This window comes from Actinomadura rubteroloni (assembly GCF_002911665.1).
Lineage (GTDB): Bacteria > Actinomycetota > Actinomycetes > Streptosporangiales > Streptosporangiaceae > Spirillospora > Spirillospora rubteroloni.
Genome location: NZ_MTBP01000002.1, coordinates 943,167 through 960,168 on the forward strand (window position 1 = coordinate 943,167; position 17,002 = coordinate 960,168).

16 protein-coding genes are annotated in these 17,002 nt (G+C 72.8%); 6 read left to right on the forward strand and 10 right to left on the reverse strand.

Annotated elements, in window-relative coordinates; translation table 11 throughout:
* Positions 1-13: 13 nt before the first annotated feature.
* Genes BTM25_RS15845 through BTM25_RS15855 form a run of 3 tightly spaced genes read right to left on the reverse strand, consistent with a single transcriptional unit; the run spans position 14 to position 4,658 of the window.
* Positions 14-790, reverse strand: coding sequence for an AfsR/SARP family transcriptional regulator (locus BTM25_RS15845; protein ID WP_103563650.1), 777 nt, complete (start codon positions 788-790; stop codon positions 14-16).
* Complete coding sequence (locus tag BTM25_RS15850) at positions 787-3,843, reverse strand: non-ribosomal peptide synthetase (protein ID WP_103563651.1); 3,057 nt, start codon at positions 3,841-3,843, stop codon at positions 787-789. The genes BTM25_RS15845 and BTM25_RS15850 overlap by 4 nt, the downstream gene beginning before the upstream one ends.
* Positions 3,840-4,658: a hypothetical protein gene (locus tag BTM25_RS15855; RefSeq protein ID WP_103563652.1), complete on the reverse strand. Its 819-nt coding sequence runs from the start codon at positions 4,656-4,658 to the stop codon at positions 3,840-3,842. Before BTM25_RS15855 ends, BTM25_RS15850 begins: the two co-directional genes overlap by 4 nt.
* 222 nt (positions 4,659-4,880) lie before the next feature.
* Here BTM25_RS15855 and BTM25_RS15860 point away from each other — a divergent pair, with 222 nt between their 5' ends.
* From BTM25_RS15860 to BTM25_RS15885, 6 genes are all read left to right on the forward strand, one after another.
* Positions 4,881-5,183: a hypothetical protein gene (locus tag BTM25_RS15860; protein WP_103563653.1), complete on the forward strand. Its 303-nt coding sequence runs from the start codon at positions 4,881-4,883 to the stop codon at positions 5,181-5,183.
* 3 nt (positions 5,184-5,186) lie between these two features.
* Positions 5,187-5,978 carry an SDR family NAD(P)-dependent oxidoreductase gene (locus BTM25_RS15865; RefSeq protein WP_103563654.1) on the forward strand — a complete coding sequence of 264 codons (792 nt, stop codon included), beginning with the start codon at positions 5,187-5,189 and terminating at the stop codon, positions 5,976-5,978.
* A 45-nt stretch (positions 5,979-6,023) separates the two neighbouring features.
* Complete coding sequence (locus tag BTM25_RS15870) at positions 6,024-6,629, forward strand: TetR/AcrR family transcriptional regulator (protein WP_103563655.1); 606 nt, start codon at positions 6,024-6,026, stop codon at positions 6,627-6,629.
* A gap of 38 nt (positions 6,630-6,667) precedes the next feature.
* A complete protein-coding gene (locus tag BTM25_RS15875; RefSeq protein WP_103563656.1) occupies positions 6,668-8,233 on the forward strand; it encodes an MFS transporter in 1,566 nt (521 codons plus the stop codon).
* A gap of 225 nt (positions 8,234-8,458) precedes the next feature.
* Complete coding sequence (locus tag BTM25_RS15880; protein WP_103563657.1) at positions 8,459-9,502, forward strand: LLM class flavin-dependent oxidoreductase; 1,044 nt, start codon at positions 8,459-8,461, stop codon at positions 9,500-9,502.
* A 180-nt stretch (positions 9,503-9,682) separates the two neighbouring features.
* On the forward strand, positions 9,683-12,343 hold the full coding sequence (locus BTM25_RS15885; protein ID WP_103563658.1) for an AAA family ATPase: 2,661 nt from the start codon (positions 9,683-9,685) through the stop codon (positions 12,341-12,343).
* 30 nt (positions 12,344-12,373) lie between these two features.
* Here BTM25_RS15885 and BTM25_RS15890 read toward each other — a convergent pair whose 3' ends face one another.
* The 7 genes from BTM25_RS15890 to BTM25_RS15920 form a co-directional block, all read right to left on the reverse strand.
* Complete coding sequence (locus tag BTM25_RS15890) at positions 12,374-13,003, reverse strand: flavin reductase family protein (RefSeq protein ID WP_103563659.1); 630 nt, start codon at positions 13,001-13,003, stop codon at positions 12,374-12,376.
* A gap of 94 nt (positions 13,004-13,097) precedes the next feature.
* Positions 13,098-13,802: a ribonuclease HII gene (locus tag BTM25_RS15895; RefSeq protein ID WP_103563660.1), complete on the reverse strand. Its 705-nt coding sequence runs from the start codon at positions 13,800-13,802 to the stop codon at positions 13,098-13,100.
* 111 nt (positions 13,803-13,913) lie between these two features.
* Entirely contained in the window at positions 13,914-14,792 is an 879-nt protein-coding gene (gene lepB / locus BTM25_RS15900) for a signal peptidase I (RefSeq protein WP_103563661.1), read from the reverse strand.
* Between the two features lie 139 nt (positions 14,793-14,931).
* Positions 14,932-15,285 (reverse strand): 50S ribosomal protein L19, encoded by a 354-nt coding sequence (gene rplS, locus BTM25_RS15905; protein ID WP_103563662.1) that lies wholly within the window; start codon positions 15,283-15,285, stop codon positions 14,932-14,934.
* Between the two features lie 117 nt (positions 15,286-15,402).
* On the reverse strand, positions 15,403-16,185 hold the full coding sequence (gene trmD / locus BTM25_RS15910; RefSeq protein ID WP_103563663.1) for a tRNA (guanosine(37)-N1)-methyltransferase TrmD: 783 nt from the start codon (positions 16,183-16,185) through the stop codon (positions 15,403-15,405).
* A gap of 20 nt (positions 16,186-16,205) precedes the next feature.
* Positions 16,206-16,757, reverse strand: coding sequence for a ribosome maturation factor RimM (gene rimM, locus BTM25_RS15915; protein WP_103563664.1), 552 nt, complete (start codon positions 16,755-16,757; stop codon positions 16,206-16,208).
* Positions 16,758-16,759: 2 nt separating this feature from the next.
* On the reverse strand, positions 16,760-17,002 hold the full coding sequence (locus BTM25_RS15920) for an RNA-binding protein (RefSeq protein WP_103563665.1): 243 nt from the start codon (positions 17,000-17,002) through the stop codon (positions 16,760-16,762).

The following is a 17,002-nucleotide window of genomic DNA, read 5'->3' on the forward strand; positions in this document are numbered from 1 at the left end:
GACGCGACGGCCGTCAGCGGACGTCGGCGCGGACGCGGACCCGCCCGGTGTCGCGGGCGAGGATCGTCCGCTGCGCCTCGCGCAGCTTGAAACCGGGCTCCAGGCCGAGTTCCCGGTCCAGGGTCTCCCACGCCATCCGGTAGACGCGCAGCGCGTCGGCGCGGCGGCCCGAGCTGTGCAGGGCGCGCATGAGCTGCTCGTAGAAGACCTCGTTGAACGGATGGTCGTTGATGAGCCCGTACAGGACGCTGACCAGCTCGCGGTGCCGGCCGAGCATCAGCTTGGCCTCCACCTGCATCTCCAGGCACTCCACCCGGATCTCCTCGACACGGGTGAGGAGGCTGCGGCCGATCGGGCCGAGCGTCAGGCCGCCGAGCATCGGCCCGCACCACAGGCCGAGGGCCCGCTCGAACCGTGCGAGCGCCTCCTCGCAGCGGTCCCGCATCAGCAGCGTGCGGCCCGACCGGACGAGGTCCTGGAACACCAGGTAGTCGACGTCCTCGGGGTCCACGCGCAGGAGGTAGCCCGGCGCCTGCGTGACGATCGGGTTCTCCCGCACGCCGGGCCGCAGCAGCAGCTTGCGCAGTTGCGAGATGTAGACGTGCAGGGCGGGCACCGCGCGCAGCGGCGGCGACTCGTCCCAGATCTCCCCGATCAGCTCCTTCGTCGAGACGATCTGGTTCGCGCGGACGAGCAGCACCGCGAGGGCGATCTCCATCTTCTGTGCCCGGATGACGTGCACGGTGTCGCCGTCGATCAGCCTGATCGGCCCGAGGGCCTGATATTTCATGCGTTGCTTCCTCCACGTATCCGTGCGGCCAGCGCGAGCGGAGTCGGATGCTCGAAGACCTCCGCCAGCGGCACCACCACCCCGGTGAGTTCCTCGACCCGCTGCCCGAGCAGCGCGCCCTGCAGCGAGTTGCCGCCGCTGAGGAAGAAGTTGGTGTGCGGGTCGGGGTCGGGAAGTTCGAGCAGGTCACGCCAGAAGCCGAGCAGGGCGCCGACGAGTTCGTCGTCGGTGGTCTCCGCGCCGCCGGAGGGGGCGGCGGCGGTCCGCCGCGCGGCCAGCCGCGTCAGCGCCGGGTAGTCGACCTTGTCGTTGGCGGTCGTCGGGAGCGCGTCGAGCACGGCGAACTCGGCGGGGACCATGGCGCGGGGCAGGCGGTCGCCCGCCCATCCCCACAGTTCCTCGGGCGACGGGGCCGTCGCGGCGGCGGTGACGAACGCGACGAGCCGTCCGTCGCCGCTCGGGTCGCCGTCGAGGACGACGGCCGCCGAACGCAGGTCCGGGTGCCCGGCCAGCGCCGCCTCGATCTCGCCGAGCTCGATCCGGTTGCCGCGCAGCTTGATCTGCCGGTCGCTGCGGCCGAGCAGGACGAGCGTGCCGTCGGCCCGCCAGTACGCGGTGTCGCCCGTCCGGTAGTGGCGGCCGATGCCCGGCGCGTCCGGGAACCGCTCGGCGGTCAGCTCGGGACGGCCGTGGTAGCCCCGGGCGAGCCCGCCGCCGGCGATGCACAGCTCGCCGCGCACCCCGATCGGGAGTTCCCGTCCGTCCGCGTCCAGGATGTGGACGCGCGTGTCGCGGATGGGACGGCCCACGTCCAGCCGGCCTTCGACCGGGCCGGGGACGACCGCGGACGTCGACCAGATCGTCGTCTCCGTCGGCCCGTAGACGTGGTGCAGCTCGCAACCGGTGGCCAGCAGCGCGCGGGCCGACTCGGGCGGGAGCGGCTCGCCGCCGCTGAGCACCTGACGGCCGCCGAGCGCGGGCCCCGCCTCCGCCAGGACGGCCCGCCACGTCGTCGGCGTCGCCTGGACGGCGTCGGCGCCGTGCCGTTCGATCACCTCGGCGAGCAGACGTCCGTTCACCCGGGCCTCGTCGGGCGCGACCACGACCCGGCCGCCCGACGCGAGCGGCACGAACAGCTCCAGGCCGGAGATGTCGAACGCGAACGTCGTCAGCCAGACCGTGGCGTGGTCGTCGCCCGCGCCCAGCTCGGCGGCGAAGTGCGCGACGAGGTTCGCCAGCGCGCCCCGCCCGACCAGCGTGCCCTTCGGCCTGCCCGTCGACCCGGAGGTGTACATGAGGTAGGCCAGCGCGCCCTGATCGTCGTCGGGGACGGCGGCGTCCGGGGCGGCGGCCGTCGCCGGGACGGCGGGGATCTCCACCACGACGGGCGCCGCCGCGGAAGGCAGGCGGCCCGACCACAGCAGCGTTCCGGCCCCGGAGTCTTCGAGCTGGTAGGCGACGCGCGGCGCGGGATGATCGGGGTCGACCGGCAGGTACGCCGCGCCCGTCAGCCACACGCCGAGGACCGCGGCGGCCAGTTCGGGGCCGCGGGGGGCGGCGACGGCGACGATGTCCCCCGGGCCGACGCCGGGCAGGGCGTCGCGGACGGCCAGCGCCCCCGCCCACAGCCCGGCCCGGGTCACCGCGCGGTCGCCGTCCAGGACGGCCGGAGCGTCCGGGTCCGCGACCGCCCGCGCGTGGATCTCGCGGAGCACCCCGGGCGCGGCGTCGGCGGAGGTCGCGTTGGCGGCCCCGATGACGGCCTCGTCCCGCTCGCTCCACACCCGCAGCGACCCGACGGGCGCGTCGGGGTCGGCGTCCAGGGTGTGCAGCAGCCGCTCGTAGCGCTCGATCATCAGCGCGACGTCGTCGGGGTCGAACAACTCGGTCCGGTAGACCGCGCGGATCCGGACGCCGTCGGCCGCCGACATCACGAACAGCTCCAGGTCGAACTTGGCGGAGCCGTTCTCCAGGTGCAGCGGCTCGGCCTTGACGCCGCCGAGCACGAACGGCGGGATCGCCGGGCCCTCGACGTAGTTGAACGCGTGCTGGAACAGCATGTTGCGCCAGGAGTCCCCGGAGCGGCGGACGGTGCGCGTGAGCCCGTCCACCGGGACGTCGGCGTGGGTGAGCGCGTCGAAGTAGGCGTCGCGGGTGCGGCGCACGAAGTCCCGCACGGACTCGGCCGGGTCGATCGTCGTCCGCAGCGGGAGCACGTTGACGTGGTAGCCGATCGCCCGCGGGTCGGTGCGCGGCCGGGTCCCGGCCGGGACGCCCACGACCAGCTCGGGGCCGGCGCCGTGCGCGTCGAGGAGCAGCAGGTAGGCGGCGAGCAGGACGACGGTCTCGGGCGCGCGGACCGTGCGCTGCACCCGCCGCACGGCCGCGACCGCGGACTCGGGGAGGTTGCGCAGCAGGTGGTCCCCGGCCAGGTTCGGCGCGGGGCCGTCGGGGCGTCCGCACGCCAGTTCCGCGGGCCGGGCGACGTGGCCGTCCAGCAGTTCGCGCCAGTACGCCTCGCTCTCGGGACGGGCGGGCGGGTCCGTCAGCGCGGGCACGACGGCCGTGAGGTCGGCCGGCACCAGGCCCTCCGCGACGAGCCCGCCGTAGGCGCTCGCGAACTCCTCCACGAACACCGGGATGGAGGTGGCGTCGAAGACCAGGTGGTGGACGACGAAGCACAGAGTGTCGCCCGGCTCACCGTCCAGCACGGCGACGCGGATCAGGGGTTCGCCGGTGAAGGCGAACGGTTCCGCGACGAACGGGGCCAGCTCGTCCTCGGGCGCCTCCCCGGTGGACGGCACCCGCGTCACGCCGAGGTCGACCGACGCGGCGGGCAGGACCGTCCGGGTGAGGGCGGCACCCTCCGCCCGGAAGACGGTGCGCAGCGACTCGTGCCGCCGGACCAGGGCGGTCAGCGCCCCCCGGACGGCCCGCAGCGAGAGCCGTCCGTCCGTGCGGAACGCGAAGGCGAGATTGTTGGGCACTCCGTCGGGGACCATCCGGTCCAGCAGCCAGAGCGCCTCTTCTTTCACCGAGGCCGGGGACGTCATCGCTCCTCCTCGTCCAGCAGGTCGTTGATCGCCGCGACGACGCCCGCGTCGCGCAGCAGTTCGGCGTGCGGCAGGTCGAAGCGGACCTCGCGGGCGACGGTCCCCGCCCGCACGGCGTCCGGGAGGGTGTTGAGCCCGTTGTGCTCGGTGGCGGAGGTGATCGCGGTCGCGGTCGCCCAGCCCCGCGCGGGGTCGAGTTCGGCCGCCGACACGAGGTAGGACAGGAACGCTCCGAAACCGCCGAGCAGTTCGGCGGCGCGGTCGGGCGCGAGCCCGATCGCGGCGAGCGCTGGCTCGCCGTGGGCCACGACGAGCCCGGACAGCGTCGCGGCCAGTTCCGGCATCCCGTCGATGTCGCGCAGCGCCGCGTCGCCCTCCCGGCGCGCGGTCTCCACCTGCGCGGCGGTCATGAAGCCCGCGAGCGCGCCGACGGCGTCCTGGAAGTGGCGGTGCAGGAGCGCCGGGTGCGGCACCTCCGGGTCGAACACGATCAGTCCGGGGGCCTCCTGCCACGCCGCGACGCGCTCGGCCAGGCCCGCGGCGAACACGCTGCCGACGCAGTAGCCGAGGACGCGGCGCACGGTCAGCCCGGACGCCCGGACGTCGGCGGCCCACCGGTCGAGGTGGTCCTCGGCGGTCCGGTCGCCGGGGGCGGGAGGCCGGGTCTCCCAGACGGCGCAGGAGGTCGAGACCTTCGGGATCAGATCGCTGAACGAGCCGACCGTCCGTCCCGTCGTCGCGGAGAAGTCGGAAGCGAGAATCAGGTCCGCGGATGCGGAACTGCGAAGCACGTTGTACGCCGCTGGCTGTTCCATAACGCCTCGTGATCTGAATCGGTGCCAGGTCTTAAACCCGGACAAGCGTCGCATCCGAGGCAGGACGGCCGGTACCCCTAATCCGACCGCCCCGCGCCGCTTCACGACCTGCCACTAGGGGGCGATAGGGGCTTCTGCGGCACGGTCCGGCGCGCCTACGATCCCGACCGGAACACCATTCCCGAAATCCGGAACGAGCCTCACTTTTCACTGGGAGTAGACGTGGGCGTGGACGGCAGCTGGCATCTCACCCTCGACAGCGCGATGGGGAAGCAGGAATTCGACTTCGAATTGAACGCCGAGGGAACGACACTGACCGGTACGGGAACGGCGGAAGGACGGGAGGTCGTTCCGGAGATCATCGGCGGCGCGCTGGACGGCGACACCGCGACGTGGAAACTCAAGGTCCGCAAGCCGATGCGGATCACGCTGACGTTCACCGTCGAGGTCTCCGGCGACGAGATGACCGGCAAGTCCAAGGCCGGGATCTTCGGCAGCTTCCCGGTCGTCGGCCGGCGGAACTGACCGATGACCGCACCCCCGAGGCGGACTGATCCCGCCCGGCCGTTCGCGGGCGCCGCCGCCGTCGTGACGGGCGGCGGCTCCGGGATCGGGCTGGCGACCGCGCGGATGCTGGCCGAGCGCGGGGCCGCGGTGGCCTGCGTGGACGTCGATCCGTCCGCCGTCGCCGAGCCGCTCGTCGCCGTGCGCGGGGACATCGCCGACGACGGCGTCGGCGCGGCCGTCGCCGCGGCGGCCGAGCGGCTCGGCGCCATCGACGTCCTCGTCAACCACGCCGGACGGCTGGCGCGCGGATCGTTCGAGGCCAACGACCTCGACGAGTGGCGGCGCGTGTTCGAGGTGAACGTCCTCGGGCTGGTCCGGGTCAGCCGGGCGGCGATGCCGTGGCTGCGCGAGTCCGCCAAGAAGGGGCGGGATCCCGCGATCGTCAACACCTGCTCGGTCACCGCGCTCGTCGGGATGCCGGGCGGCGCGGTCTACGGCGCGTCCAAGGGCGCGGTGTACTCGCTGACGCTGTCCATGGCCGCCGACCTGCTGGCCGAGGGCATCCGCGTGAACTGCGTGGCGCCCGGCCCGGTCGACACCCCGTGGGTCCGGCGGGAACTCGCCGCCGCCCCCGATCCGGAGGCGGCGCTGGCGGCGGTGCACGCCCGGCAGCCCAACGGCCGGCTGATCACCGCCGAGGAGGTCGCCGAGAGCATCTGCCACCTGGCCGGTCCGCTGTCGGCGGCCACCACCGGGACCGTGCACGTCATCGACGGCGGGCTGCGCGGGCTCCGGGTGCCGTCCCGCCCCTAGCGGAGCTTGCTTGACACTGTGACACTCAGACGTCAGGATGTCAGAATGTCATCGAGGAAGGCGCCAGAGGATCGGCGCGACGAGATCCTCACCGCGGCCATGAAGGCGTTCGGCCACTACGGGTACCGGCGCACCTCCATGGAGCTGATCGCCCAGGCCGCCGGTGTCTCGCGTCCCGCGCTCTACCAGCACTTCAGCGGCAAGGAGGACGTCTTCCGCGCGATGGGCGCCCGCATGCTCGACGAGGTGCTGGACGCGGCGCGGGGGGCGGCGGACGCGCCGGGCACGCTGGTCGACCGGCTCTACGCGGTCCTGTCGATCAAGCTCGCCGTCGTGGTGGGCTCGGTCGACGCCGGGCACCGGACCGAACTGCTCAACGAGGCCGGGGTGATCGCCGCCGACCTGCTGGTCTCCTTCAAGGATCGCTTCGCGACTCTCATCGAGGATCTGCTCGCCGGAGCGCCCGGCGAGCTGAACCATCTCCGCAAGGTCATGTCGGCGCACGACTGCGCCGGCCTGCTGCTCGACACCGTCGTCGGCATCAGCCAGGCCGACGCCCCGCCCGAGGTGCTCCACCGGCGGCTCCACCAGATGGTGGAGCTGACGGTGTTCGGGCTGGGCCTCGAACCGATGGCGACAGCGGCCCCCTGAAACCCGGCACCGACCTCTCCCAAGGAGACCCGAAGCACATGGATGCCGCTACCGTGTACCGCCGCCGATGGCTGATGCTCAGCGTGCTGAGCCTCTGCCTGGTGATCAGCGGACTCGACGCGCTCGTCATCGCCATGGCGGTTCCCAAGATCCAGGAGGATCTGGGCGCCACCGTCGGGCAGATGCAGTGGTCGGTCGACGCCTACACCCTGACCTTCGGCGGCCTGCTGCTGCTCGCCGGCACCCTGGGTGACCGCTTCGGTCACAAGCTGATGCTGCTGGGCGGTCTCGTCCTGATCCTCGCGTTCTCGGTCGCGGCGGCGTTCGCCGGCGGCCCCGAGACGCTCATCGTCTTCCGCGCCGGGATGGGGCTCGGCTCGGCGATGGTCATGCCCGCGACGCTCGCCATCATCAAGCACGTCTTCCCCGTGGAGGAGCAGGCCAAGGCCATCGGCGTCTGGTCCGGCGCCGCGGGCATCGGCATCCCGCTCGGCCCGGTGATCGGCGGGCTGCTGCTCGACCACTTCTGGTGGGGCTCGATCTTCCTCATCAACATCCCGGTCGTCGCCATCGCCCTGATCGGCGGGTTCCTGCTGATCCCGTCGTGGCGCTCGGAGCGTCCCATCAAGCTGGACCTGGTCGGCGCGTTCCTGTCGGTCGCGGGCCTGGTCACCGTCGTCTACGGGCTCATCGAGGCGCCCGAGCGCGGCTGGGGCAGCGCGGTGACGCTCGGCTCCCTGGTCGGCGGGGCCGTGCTGCTCGCCGCCTTCGTCGCCTGGGAGGCGCGCTCGCGCACCCCGATGCTCCCCCTGTCGCTGTTCGCCAACCGCCGCTTCAGCGGCTCCGCCGCGGCCCTGACGTGCCAGGCGTTCGCGCTGTTCGGCAGCCTGTTCGTGCTCACCCAGTACTTCCAGATCGCGCGCCACCACGACCCCCTCGCCTCGGGCGTGCGCATGCTGGCGATCTGCACCCTGATCATCTCCTCGCCGCTGGCGCCGAACGTCGTGAAGATGATCGGCGACAAGCTCACCATCATCACCGGGCTCGTGATCATCGCGGTGGGCGCGATCTGGCTGTCGACCGCCGACGTCGGCGCCGAGACCACGGTCCTCATCAGCCTCGGCGTGATGGGCTTCGGGATCGGCCTGTCCATCCCGCCCTCGGTGGACGGCATCCTCGCCAACGCCCCGAGCGACCAGGCGGGCACCGCCTCCGCGGTCAACGACACCGCGCTCCAGGTCGGCGGCGCCATCGGCGTCGCGGTGCTGGGCACGGCGATGACCTCGGCGTACCAGAACGCGCTGCCGTCCCTGGACGCGCTGTCGGCCGCCGACCGGGCCGGCGTCCGCGACTCCCTCGGCAGCGCGCTCGCGGTCACCGCCCGGCTCGGGAACGGCGGCGCCCGGCTGGCGGCCGACGCCACCGACGCCTTCGGCTCGGGCATGTCGGCGGCTGCCATCACCAGCGCGTGCGTCGCGCTCGTCGGCGTGGTGCTCACCGCGGTGCTGATGCCGCGCGGCGAGAAGAACCCGGCCAAGGCGCACGCCGTGCCGGAACCGGCCACCGAAGGAGCCGCTCCGCTCGGAAGCGGAATCGGCGACTGACGAACCCGCTCTCGGCCGGATCGCTCGTGCAGAGCGGTCCGGCCGAAGTGTTTCAGGTGTCATATCCGGCAGATCACGGCATCACCGGTAGGGGGTCGCGCCCGGATTAGGGGGTGGTAGGGGCACACACGACACCAGGCGAGGGATATTATCCCGATTGGCCGGTTAAGAGCGTTTCGTGACCGCCGGGCCAAGGAATGCTGGAACCCGTCGAGGGAGATCGCTGTGGATTTCAGCCTGTTCTATTTCGCCGACACAGGTCTGACGCTGAAGAATAGATATCAGCTCCTGCTCGAAGGAGCGAAGTTCGCCGATAGTCGGGGTTTCTCCGCCGTCTGGACACCGGAACGTCATTTTCACTCCTTCGGCGGCCTCTACCCCAATCCGGCGGTGACGTCCGCGGCGGTCGCCGCCATCACCGAGCGCGTCTCCATCCGCGCGGGCAGCGTGGTCGCGCCCCTCCACCACCCCGTGCGCATCGCCGAGGAGTGGTCCGTCGTGGACAACCTCTCCGGCGGCCGCGTCGGGGTCTCGTTCGCGTCCGGCTGGAACGCCGTGGACTTCGCTCTGCGTTCGGAGAACTTCACCGACAGCAAGCGAATTCTCATCGAGACGGTGGAGACCGTCCGGCGCCTGTGGCGGCAGGAGGAACTGGAATTCGTGGACGGCACCGGCGGCACGTCCGCGGTGAAGATCTTCCCGCAGCCCGTCCAGCCCGAACTCCCGGTCTGGCTGACGAGCGCCGGGTCGCTGGAGACGTTCGAGAAGGCGGGCGAGATGGGCGTCGGAGTCCTCACCCACCTGCTCGGCCAGGACCTCGACGGCCTCGCGGCCAAGATCGCCGCGTATCGCCGGAAATACACCGAGCACCACGGGGCCGACGGCGGCCAGGGCAACGTCGCGCTGATGCTGCACACCTACATCGGCACCGACCGCGACGAGGTCCGGGAGCTGGTCCGCGAACCGTTCAGCGCGTACCTGCGCAGCTCGATCGGCCTCTTCGCACGGGCGATCAGCGCCGACATGCCCGGCGTCGACCTGAACCGCCTCACCCCCGCCGACCTGGACTTCCTCGTCGCCCGCTCCTTCGACCGGTACTTCGACACGGGCGGCCTGTTCGGCACCGTCCAGGACGCGCTGAAGACCGTGACGACGCTCAAGGACCTCGGCGTGGACGACCTGGCCTGCCTCATCGACTTCGGCGTCGACACCGACCTGGCGCTGGAGGGGCTCACCCGGCTGGACGAGGTGCGCCGCCTGCAAGGCTGAGCGCCGCAAGCCGAGCCTCGGCTCGCAAGGGGCAGGCGCCACCCCCGCCAACCCTGTCCCCGTGCCGTTGACGCCGATTTCTTGCTCGTTCAACCGAGCGGTGAGAGAGTCGGCTCCGGGACCCGTGTGACCGCTCAGCCCACTCCGACCTGCCCGGCGCCTGCGGGGGTACAACAAGCGATGGAACGCGAAGCAGAGTTCAGAGTCCTGTCATCTCTCCTGTCCGACGCCCTGCGCGGCAAGGGCGGCGCCGCACTCGTCACCGGTCCCGCCGGATACGGCAAGACCACCCTGCTGCGGGCGTTCGGCGGGGCGGCGGCCGCGCGCGGCGCCGTCTTCCTCAGCGCGACCGCCACCCGCACCGACAACGACCCCTGGGAGTTGTTCGACCAGATCCTCCGTCACCCGGCGATCCCCTCGACGGTGCCGGGCGCGCTGTCGCACGACCTCGCCGAGGGCGGCGACCGGACGCTGTCGGCCGCGCAACTGCACGAGATCTGGAAGCCCGTCCAGGAACTCGCCCGGGACACGCCCGTCGTGATCGCCGTGGACGACGCCCACCACGCCGACGACACCGCGCTGCGCGGCCTGCTGTACCTCTCCCGCAGGCTCGAAGCCGCGCCGATCGTGGTCGTGGCGGCGCTGTCGTCGTGTCCGCTGGACGAGCGCGCCCTGTTCTCCGCCGAGATGAGCAGCCAGCCGCACTGCCGCCACGTCCAGCTCGGGCCGCTGTCGGCGGCGGACGTGGCCGACATGGTGGCCGACGACCACGGCCCGGAGGCGGCGGAGTTCGACCGCCTCAGCGGCGGCAACCCGCTGCTGCTCGGCGCGCTCATCGAGGACGCGCGCGACCGCGGCGCGTCCGCCCGGCCCGGCTCGATCGCCGGGGACCACTACGTCAAGGCGGTGTGGCGCTTCCTGCACCGCGGCCACCCGGCGCTCGTCGCGCTCGCGCAGGCCGTCGCGGTGCTGGGCGAGGCGGGCTCCCCCGCGCTGCTCGGCGAGACCCTCGCCATCGACCCGATGGTCGCCGCGCAGGGCCTGAACACGCTGGAGGCCGGCGGGCTGGTCGACGCAGCGGGCTTTCGCGACGAAAGGGCGCGCGACGCGCTCTACGCCAAAGTCCCGGCCAGGGAACGGACCAAAATGCTCCTGCGGGCCGCCGCCGTCCTCCAGCAGGAGGGGGCGCCCGCCCTCCGCGTCGCCCGGCTGCTCGCCGCCGCCGACGACATCGGCGAACCGTGGATGGTCGGCGTCCTGCGCAACGCCGCCGACCAGGAGCAGCGCGACGGGGACTTCCCCTGCGCCGTCCGGTACCTGCGGCTCGCCCGGCAGGCCGTCGCGCGGGGCAGCGCGGAGGAAGCGCAGATCACCTCCGACCTCGCCGCCGTGGAATGGCAGCTCGACCCGCTCTCGGTCGTCCGGCTCCTCCCCGACCTGGAGGCCGCCGCGTGGGCCGGGCACCTCCGGTCCGACCAGACCGAGAACCTCGTCACCTACCTGCTCTGGCACGGCCAGCGCGAGAAGGCGATCACGCACCTCACCGACCGGGAGGGCAACGTCCGGCCCACCGGCTGGACGTCCAGGTTCCGTTCGTGGCTCTACCCGGCGCTGTTGACCGGCGTGGGCGGCGCGCCCGCCGACGAGCGGTCCGTCGAGGTCGCCGTGATCGGCGGCGCGCGGATCGACGACGACATCCTGATCGCCGCCGAGCAGGCGCTGCTCAACACCCGGCTGGACGACTCTGCGCTGGTGCCCGCCCTCACGGCGCTCGCCGTGCTCGTCTACACCGAGCGCCTCGACCGGGCCGGGGTCTGGATCGACACGCTGCTGAAGGCGGCCGACCGGCGCGGTTCGGTGACCTGGCGGGCGCTGGTGTCCACCGCCAACTCCCTCATCGACGTCCGCCGAGGCGTGCTGCGCTCGGCCACCACCCACGCCAACCGCGCCCTCAGCCTCATCTCCCACCGGAGCTGGGGCATGGCCATCGGCCTGCCGCTGTCCAGCGCGCTGGACGCGGCCACCGGCCGGGGCCGGCACGACATCGCCGCGTCGCTCCTCACCGTCCCGCTGCCCGACGGGATCTTCAACACCCTCTCCGGCCTCTACTACATGCACGCCCGCGGGTGTCACCACGCCGCGATCGGCCGGCACATGACCGCCCTCGCCGACTTCGACTCCTGCGGCGACCTCATGCGGGAATGGGAGATCGACCAGCCCGCGCTGATCCCGTGGCGCAGCGACGCGGCCCTGGCCGGGCTGCGGCTCGGCCGCACCGCCTACGCGCGCTCCCTGCTGGCCGAGCAGGACGAGCTGACCCAGCCGTGGGACATGCGCACCCGCGCCGCGACGCTCCGGGTGCGGGCGCTGCTGGCCGAGGGACGGGACCGGGTCGCCCTCCTGACCGAAGCCACGACCACCGCCGAGCAGACCGCCGATCTGGTCGGGCTCGCGACCGGCCTGGTCGATCTCAGCCGCGCGCAGCGGACCGTGGGCGACACCGACGCCGCCCGCACCACCGGCCTGCGGGCCCAACTGCTGATCGAGCAGTCCGGTCTGGAGGCACTGGCCCGGCAGCTCCCCCGCGACGTGCTCACCGCGAAGAAGACGCGCGCCGAGCGGAAACCGAAGCCGCCGCAGCCCGCGCCGTCCACCCGCGAGCTGAGCGACGCCGAGCAGCGCGTCGCGTCACTGGCGGCGGCCGGCTTCTCCAACCGCGAGATCGCCAGCGAGCTGTTCATCACCGTCAGCACGGTCGAGCAGCATCTCACCCGGGTCTACCGGAAGCTGAAGGTCACGCGCCGTCCTCTTCTCGCCAAGGCCCTGAACAGTCACGCCTGACGGTGCCCGGCACCGCCCCGTCGACGCCCGTCAATCGGCCTCCCGGACACGCCAGGCCGGGGGCGTCAGCACCCGCTCGACGCCCGCGTGCGGGGCGAGCCCGACCAGCTCGTCGAACAGGTCGCCGTCGACCCGGTCGACCAGCCGCCCGCCGCTCTCGGCCAGCGCCCAGAACCGGCTGCCGTGGAACACCAGCGGCCGTTCTCCCGGACGGTCGCCGACCGCGCGCACCTCCAGCAGGACGATCGCGTGGTCGCCCGCGGCCACCTCGCCCGCCACCGCGCACTCCAGCCAGGCGACCGCGCCCCGCAGGAACACCGCCCCGCTCTCGGCCGCCGCCCAGTCCGCGCCCGTGAATCGGTCCATCGCCGGACCCGCGAGCGCCCGGCACAGCGTCCCGGCGCCCTCGGCGAGGACGCTGATCCCGACCGTCCCGGCGGCGCGCAGCCCCGGCCACGTCCGCGACGCGGACGTCACGCTCACCGACACCATCGCCGGGGACAGCGACACCGAGGTGAACGAACTGACGGCCATGCCGACGGGCTCCCCGTCGGGTCCAACCGCGCAGACCGCGACCACACCGCTCGGAAAGCCGCCGAACACGCGCCGCAGGTCCGTCTCCGCCGCCGGCACCCGGAGCCGCGGCCGCCACACCGTCATCCGTCCCCCTCCCCGTCGATCTGCCCGCTCGATCTCCCTGGGAGGATTCTCAGACCCCGTCCGACCGCTGCCAACCCCTGTTTTCGCCTACCCCTTAGGGGGTTCGGTCCAAGGACCCCGACCCGTTTCCCGCCGGAACCGTCCCGCCGTGCCCGCGCTGCGCCCGTCCGACGTTGACGTAGGAGAACCGGTGCTCGGGGCAGGGCCCGTGCTCCAGCAGGGCCGCCGAGTGGTCGGGTGTCACGTAACCCTTATGGACGTCGAAGCCGTAGTCGGGGAAACGGTCGTGGAGGTCCACCATGAGGCGGTCGCGCGTGACCTTGGCGATCACCGACGCCGCCGCCACGCACGCCGCCACCCGGTCGCCCTTGATCACCGGGAGGCCCGGGACGTCCAGGCCGGGGACGCGGAAGCCGTCGCTCAGCACGTAGTCGGGACGGACCGGCAGCGCCGCCAGCGCCCGGCGCATCCCGGCGATGTTGCACCGGTGGACGCCGGTGCGGTCGATGTCGTGGCACGGGATCACGACCGCGCTCCACGCCTCCGCGCGCGCCACGACCTCGGCGTAGATCTGCTCGCGCCGCGCCGGGGTGAGCAGCTTGGAGTCCGTCAGGCCCTCGATGACGCCCCGCCGGCCGGACGGGAGGACCACCGCGCCGACGACGAGCGGCCCCGCGCAGGCGCCCCGGCCCGCCTCGTCCACACCCGCGACACGGTGGAAGCCGGCGTGCGCCAGCGACCGCTCGTACGCGTACAGACCCGCGTCACGGCGCGGCGTGAAGCGAAGGGGACGGTCCATGCACCGCAGGGTACGTCCCCCCGCCGACACCCGAGTCCGAGCGCGGACGGGCCGCATCCCGGCGACCAGGGACGCCGCCGCCCGGCGTGACCGAGATCACGCCGCGACGGTTCAGGAGCGCTGGTTGCGGCGGACGCGCAGGCGGCGCCACAGCAGCGTCACCGGGACCGCGCCCACGAAGCCCGCCGCGAGCGGCGTTCCGGGCAGGACGGTCGCGGACGCGCGGATGCCGGGCTGCTCGAACGTCGACGGGATCCCGAGCCCGCCCATGTGCCCCACGGGCCAGACGATCACGAACGCGCGTCCGATCACCTTGTCGACCGGGATCGCGCCGCCGCCCGGGTCGCCCCGGTGGTTGCGCGAGTCCCAGGACAGGTCCCGGTGGTCGCCCATGACCCAGATGTGGCCCTTGGGGACCGTCACGTCGAACGCGGTCTCCGACGGCCGGTTCTGCTCATGCGTCACCGGGTCGGTGTAGAGGTAGGACTCCTCGGTGAGCGGCTTGCCGTTGACCGTCACGCGGCCCGCGGTGCAGCACTTCACCCGGTCGCCCGCGACGCCGATGACGCGCTTGATGTAGTCCTTCTCGTTCGGCGCTACGCCGAACGCGGTCCCGATCGCGTGCAGCACCTTGGAGACCGGGTTCGACGGCTTCGGCACCGTGGTCTCCGGGTCCCAGGAGTCGAGCCCGTTGAAGACGACGATGTCGCCCGGCTCGATCGACCGCGTGTGGTAGACGATCTTGTTGACGAGCACCCGGTCGCCGACCTGCAGCGTGTTCTCCATCGACCCCGAGGGGATGTAGAACGCCTGCACGGCGAACGCCTTGATCACGAGCGCCAGCACGATCGCGACGACGATCAGGACCGGCAGCTCCTTCCAGAACGAGCCCGGCTTCTTGCGCTTCGGCTCGTCCTCGGCGGCGGTGTCCTCGCCAGGGGTCACGGTCTCCTCATCTTCGGGCACCGCGCCCTCGGCCTCGGATCGCACGTCTCTCCGATCGTCCTCGCTTGTCATCAGGGCGAAAGCCTAGCGGCGCGCACGCCCCCGCACCGCGCGCACGCGCGTGTCGCCGCCAGAACGCCAACGCCCCGGGAACCACCTGCGTTCCCGGGGCGCGGGCGAACGGTCAGAAGTCCCGCTTCTCCTTGATGCGCGCGGCCTTGCCCCGCAGGTTGCGGAGGTAGTACAGCTTCGCGCGGCGGACGTCGCCGCGGACGACCACTTCCAGCTTCTCGATGTGCGGGCTGTTCAGCGGCCAGGTGCGCTCGACGCCGTAGCCGCCCTTGCTCACCTTGCGGACGGTGAACGTCTCGCGGGCGCCGCCGCCCTGGCGGCGGATGACCACGCCCTCGAAGACCTGGACGCGGGTGACCTTGCCCTCGGTGATGCGCGCGTGCACCTTCACCGTGTCGCCGGGACGGAAGGCCGGGTGGTCGGAACGCAGCGCGGCCTTCTCGATCTCCTGGATCAGGGTGTGCATGACTTCCTCAAGGGTCGAACGCGGACGTCGAGAGGCTCCGGTGCCTGCGCTGAGGTGGGGCGTCGCGCCGCGAGAGGCGGAACAAGATCGTGCCGTGTGCAGGGCACACGGAACATCTCAGTGTGCCATATCTTCGTCGTCCACCGGAAAACCGGTGTCGGCGAGGACGGCCCGGTCGCGGGCGTCCAGCCCGTCCCGGTCGAGACGGGCGAGCAGTTCGGGGCGGTGCCGGGCGGTGCGGCGCAGCGCCTCGTCCCGCCGCCAGCGCGCGATGGCGCCGTGGTGGCCCGACAGCAGGACGTCCGGGACGGCGCGGTCCCGCCAGACGGGCGGCTTGGTGTAGACGGGCCCTTCGAGCAGCGACTCCATCGAGCCCGGCGCGAAGGAGTCGTCGGCGACGGACTCGGCGTTGCCGAGGACGCCGGGCAGCAGCCGTCCGATCGCCTCGACCATGACGAGCACGGCCACCTCCCCGCCCGCGAGGACGAAGTCGCCGAGGCTGACCTCGTCCACCCGCATCCGGGTGGCGGCGTCGGCGACGACGCGCGAGTCGATGCCCTCATAGCGCCCGCAGGCGAACAGCAGCCACGGCTCACCGGCGAGTTCGGCCGCGGTGGCCTGGGTGAACGGGCGTCCGCTGGGCGTCGGGACGACGAGCCGGGGCAGCTCCGGACCCGGCGCGACGGCGTCGAGCGCCGCACCCCACGGTTCGGGCTTCATCACCATGCCGGGACCGCCGCCGTAGGGCGTGTCGTCCACGGTCCGGTGCCGGTCGTGGGCCCACTGCCGCAGGTCGTGGACGGCGACGTCCAGCAGCCCGGCGCGGCGCGCCTTGCCGAGCAGGGAGATCTCCAGCGGCGCGAAGTACTCCGGGAAGATCGAGACGATGTCGAGTTTCATGGCCTTCCTCGCGCGCCGGCTCAGACCGCCCCGTCGTCCAGGAGGCCGGGCGGAGGGGTCACGACGACGCGTCCCGCGGTCAGGTCGACCTCGGGGACGAGCGCGGACACGAACGGGATCAGCGCGTCGTCGGCGCCGGGACGCCGGACGACCAGCAGATCCTGCCCGTGGTGCAGGACGTCGGTGACGGTGCCGACATCCGCGCCCGCGTCCGTGACGACCGCGAGCCCGACCAGATCACGGTCGTGGAACTCGTCGGGGTCGGACGGGGCGGGGATGTCGGCGGGGTCGACGACCAGCCACACGCCGCGCAGTTCCTCGGCGGCGGTGCGGTCGCCGACCCCGGCGAAGCGCAGGAGCAGGCGCCCTGAATGCGGGCGCACCTGGGCCACGGTGAGCGGCCCGGCGGTGGCGGGATCGGTCGCGATCACGGTGCCGACGGCGAACCGGAGATCCGGGTCGTCGGTCCGCACGTCGATCTGGACCTCGCCGCGCACACCGTGCGCGCGTCCGACCCGGCCGACGACGAGCCGCTCGCCGGACGGCCGGGGCGCGGCCCGGCGGGGCGCCACGGTCAGCGGACCTCGTTCACGTCGAGGAGGTCCACCCGCACGTACCGGCCCCCGGAAAGGGCGCTGATCACGGTGCGCAGGGCCTTGGCGGTGCGTCCGCTGCGGCCGATGACCTTGCCGAGGTCATCGGGGTGCACGCGCACCTCGAGGACCCGGCCGCCCCTGATGCGGCGGGCGCGGACCAGGACGTCGTCCGGGCTCTCCACGATCCCCCGCACCAGGTGCTCCAGCGCTTCTTCGAGCAC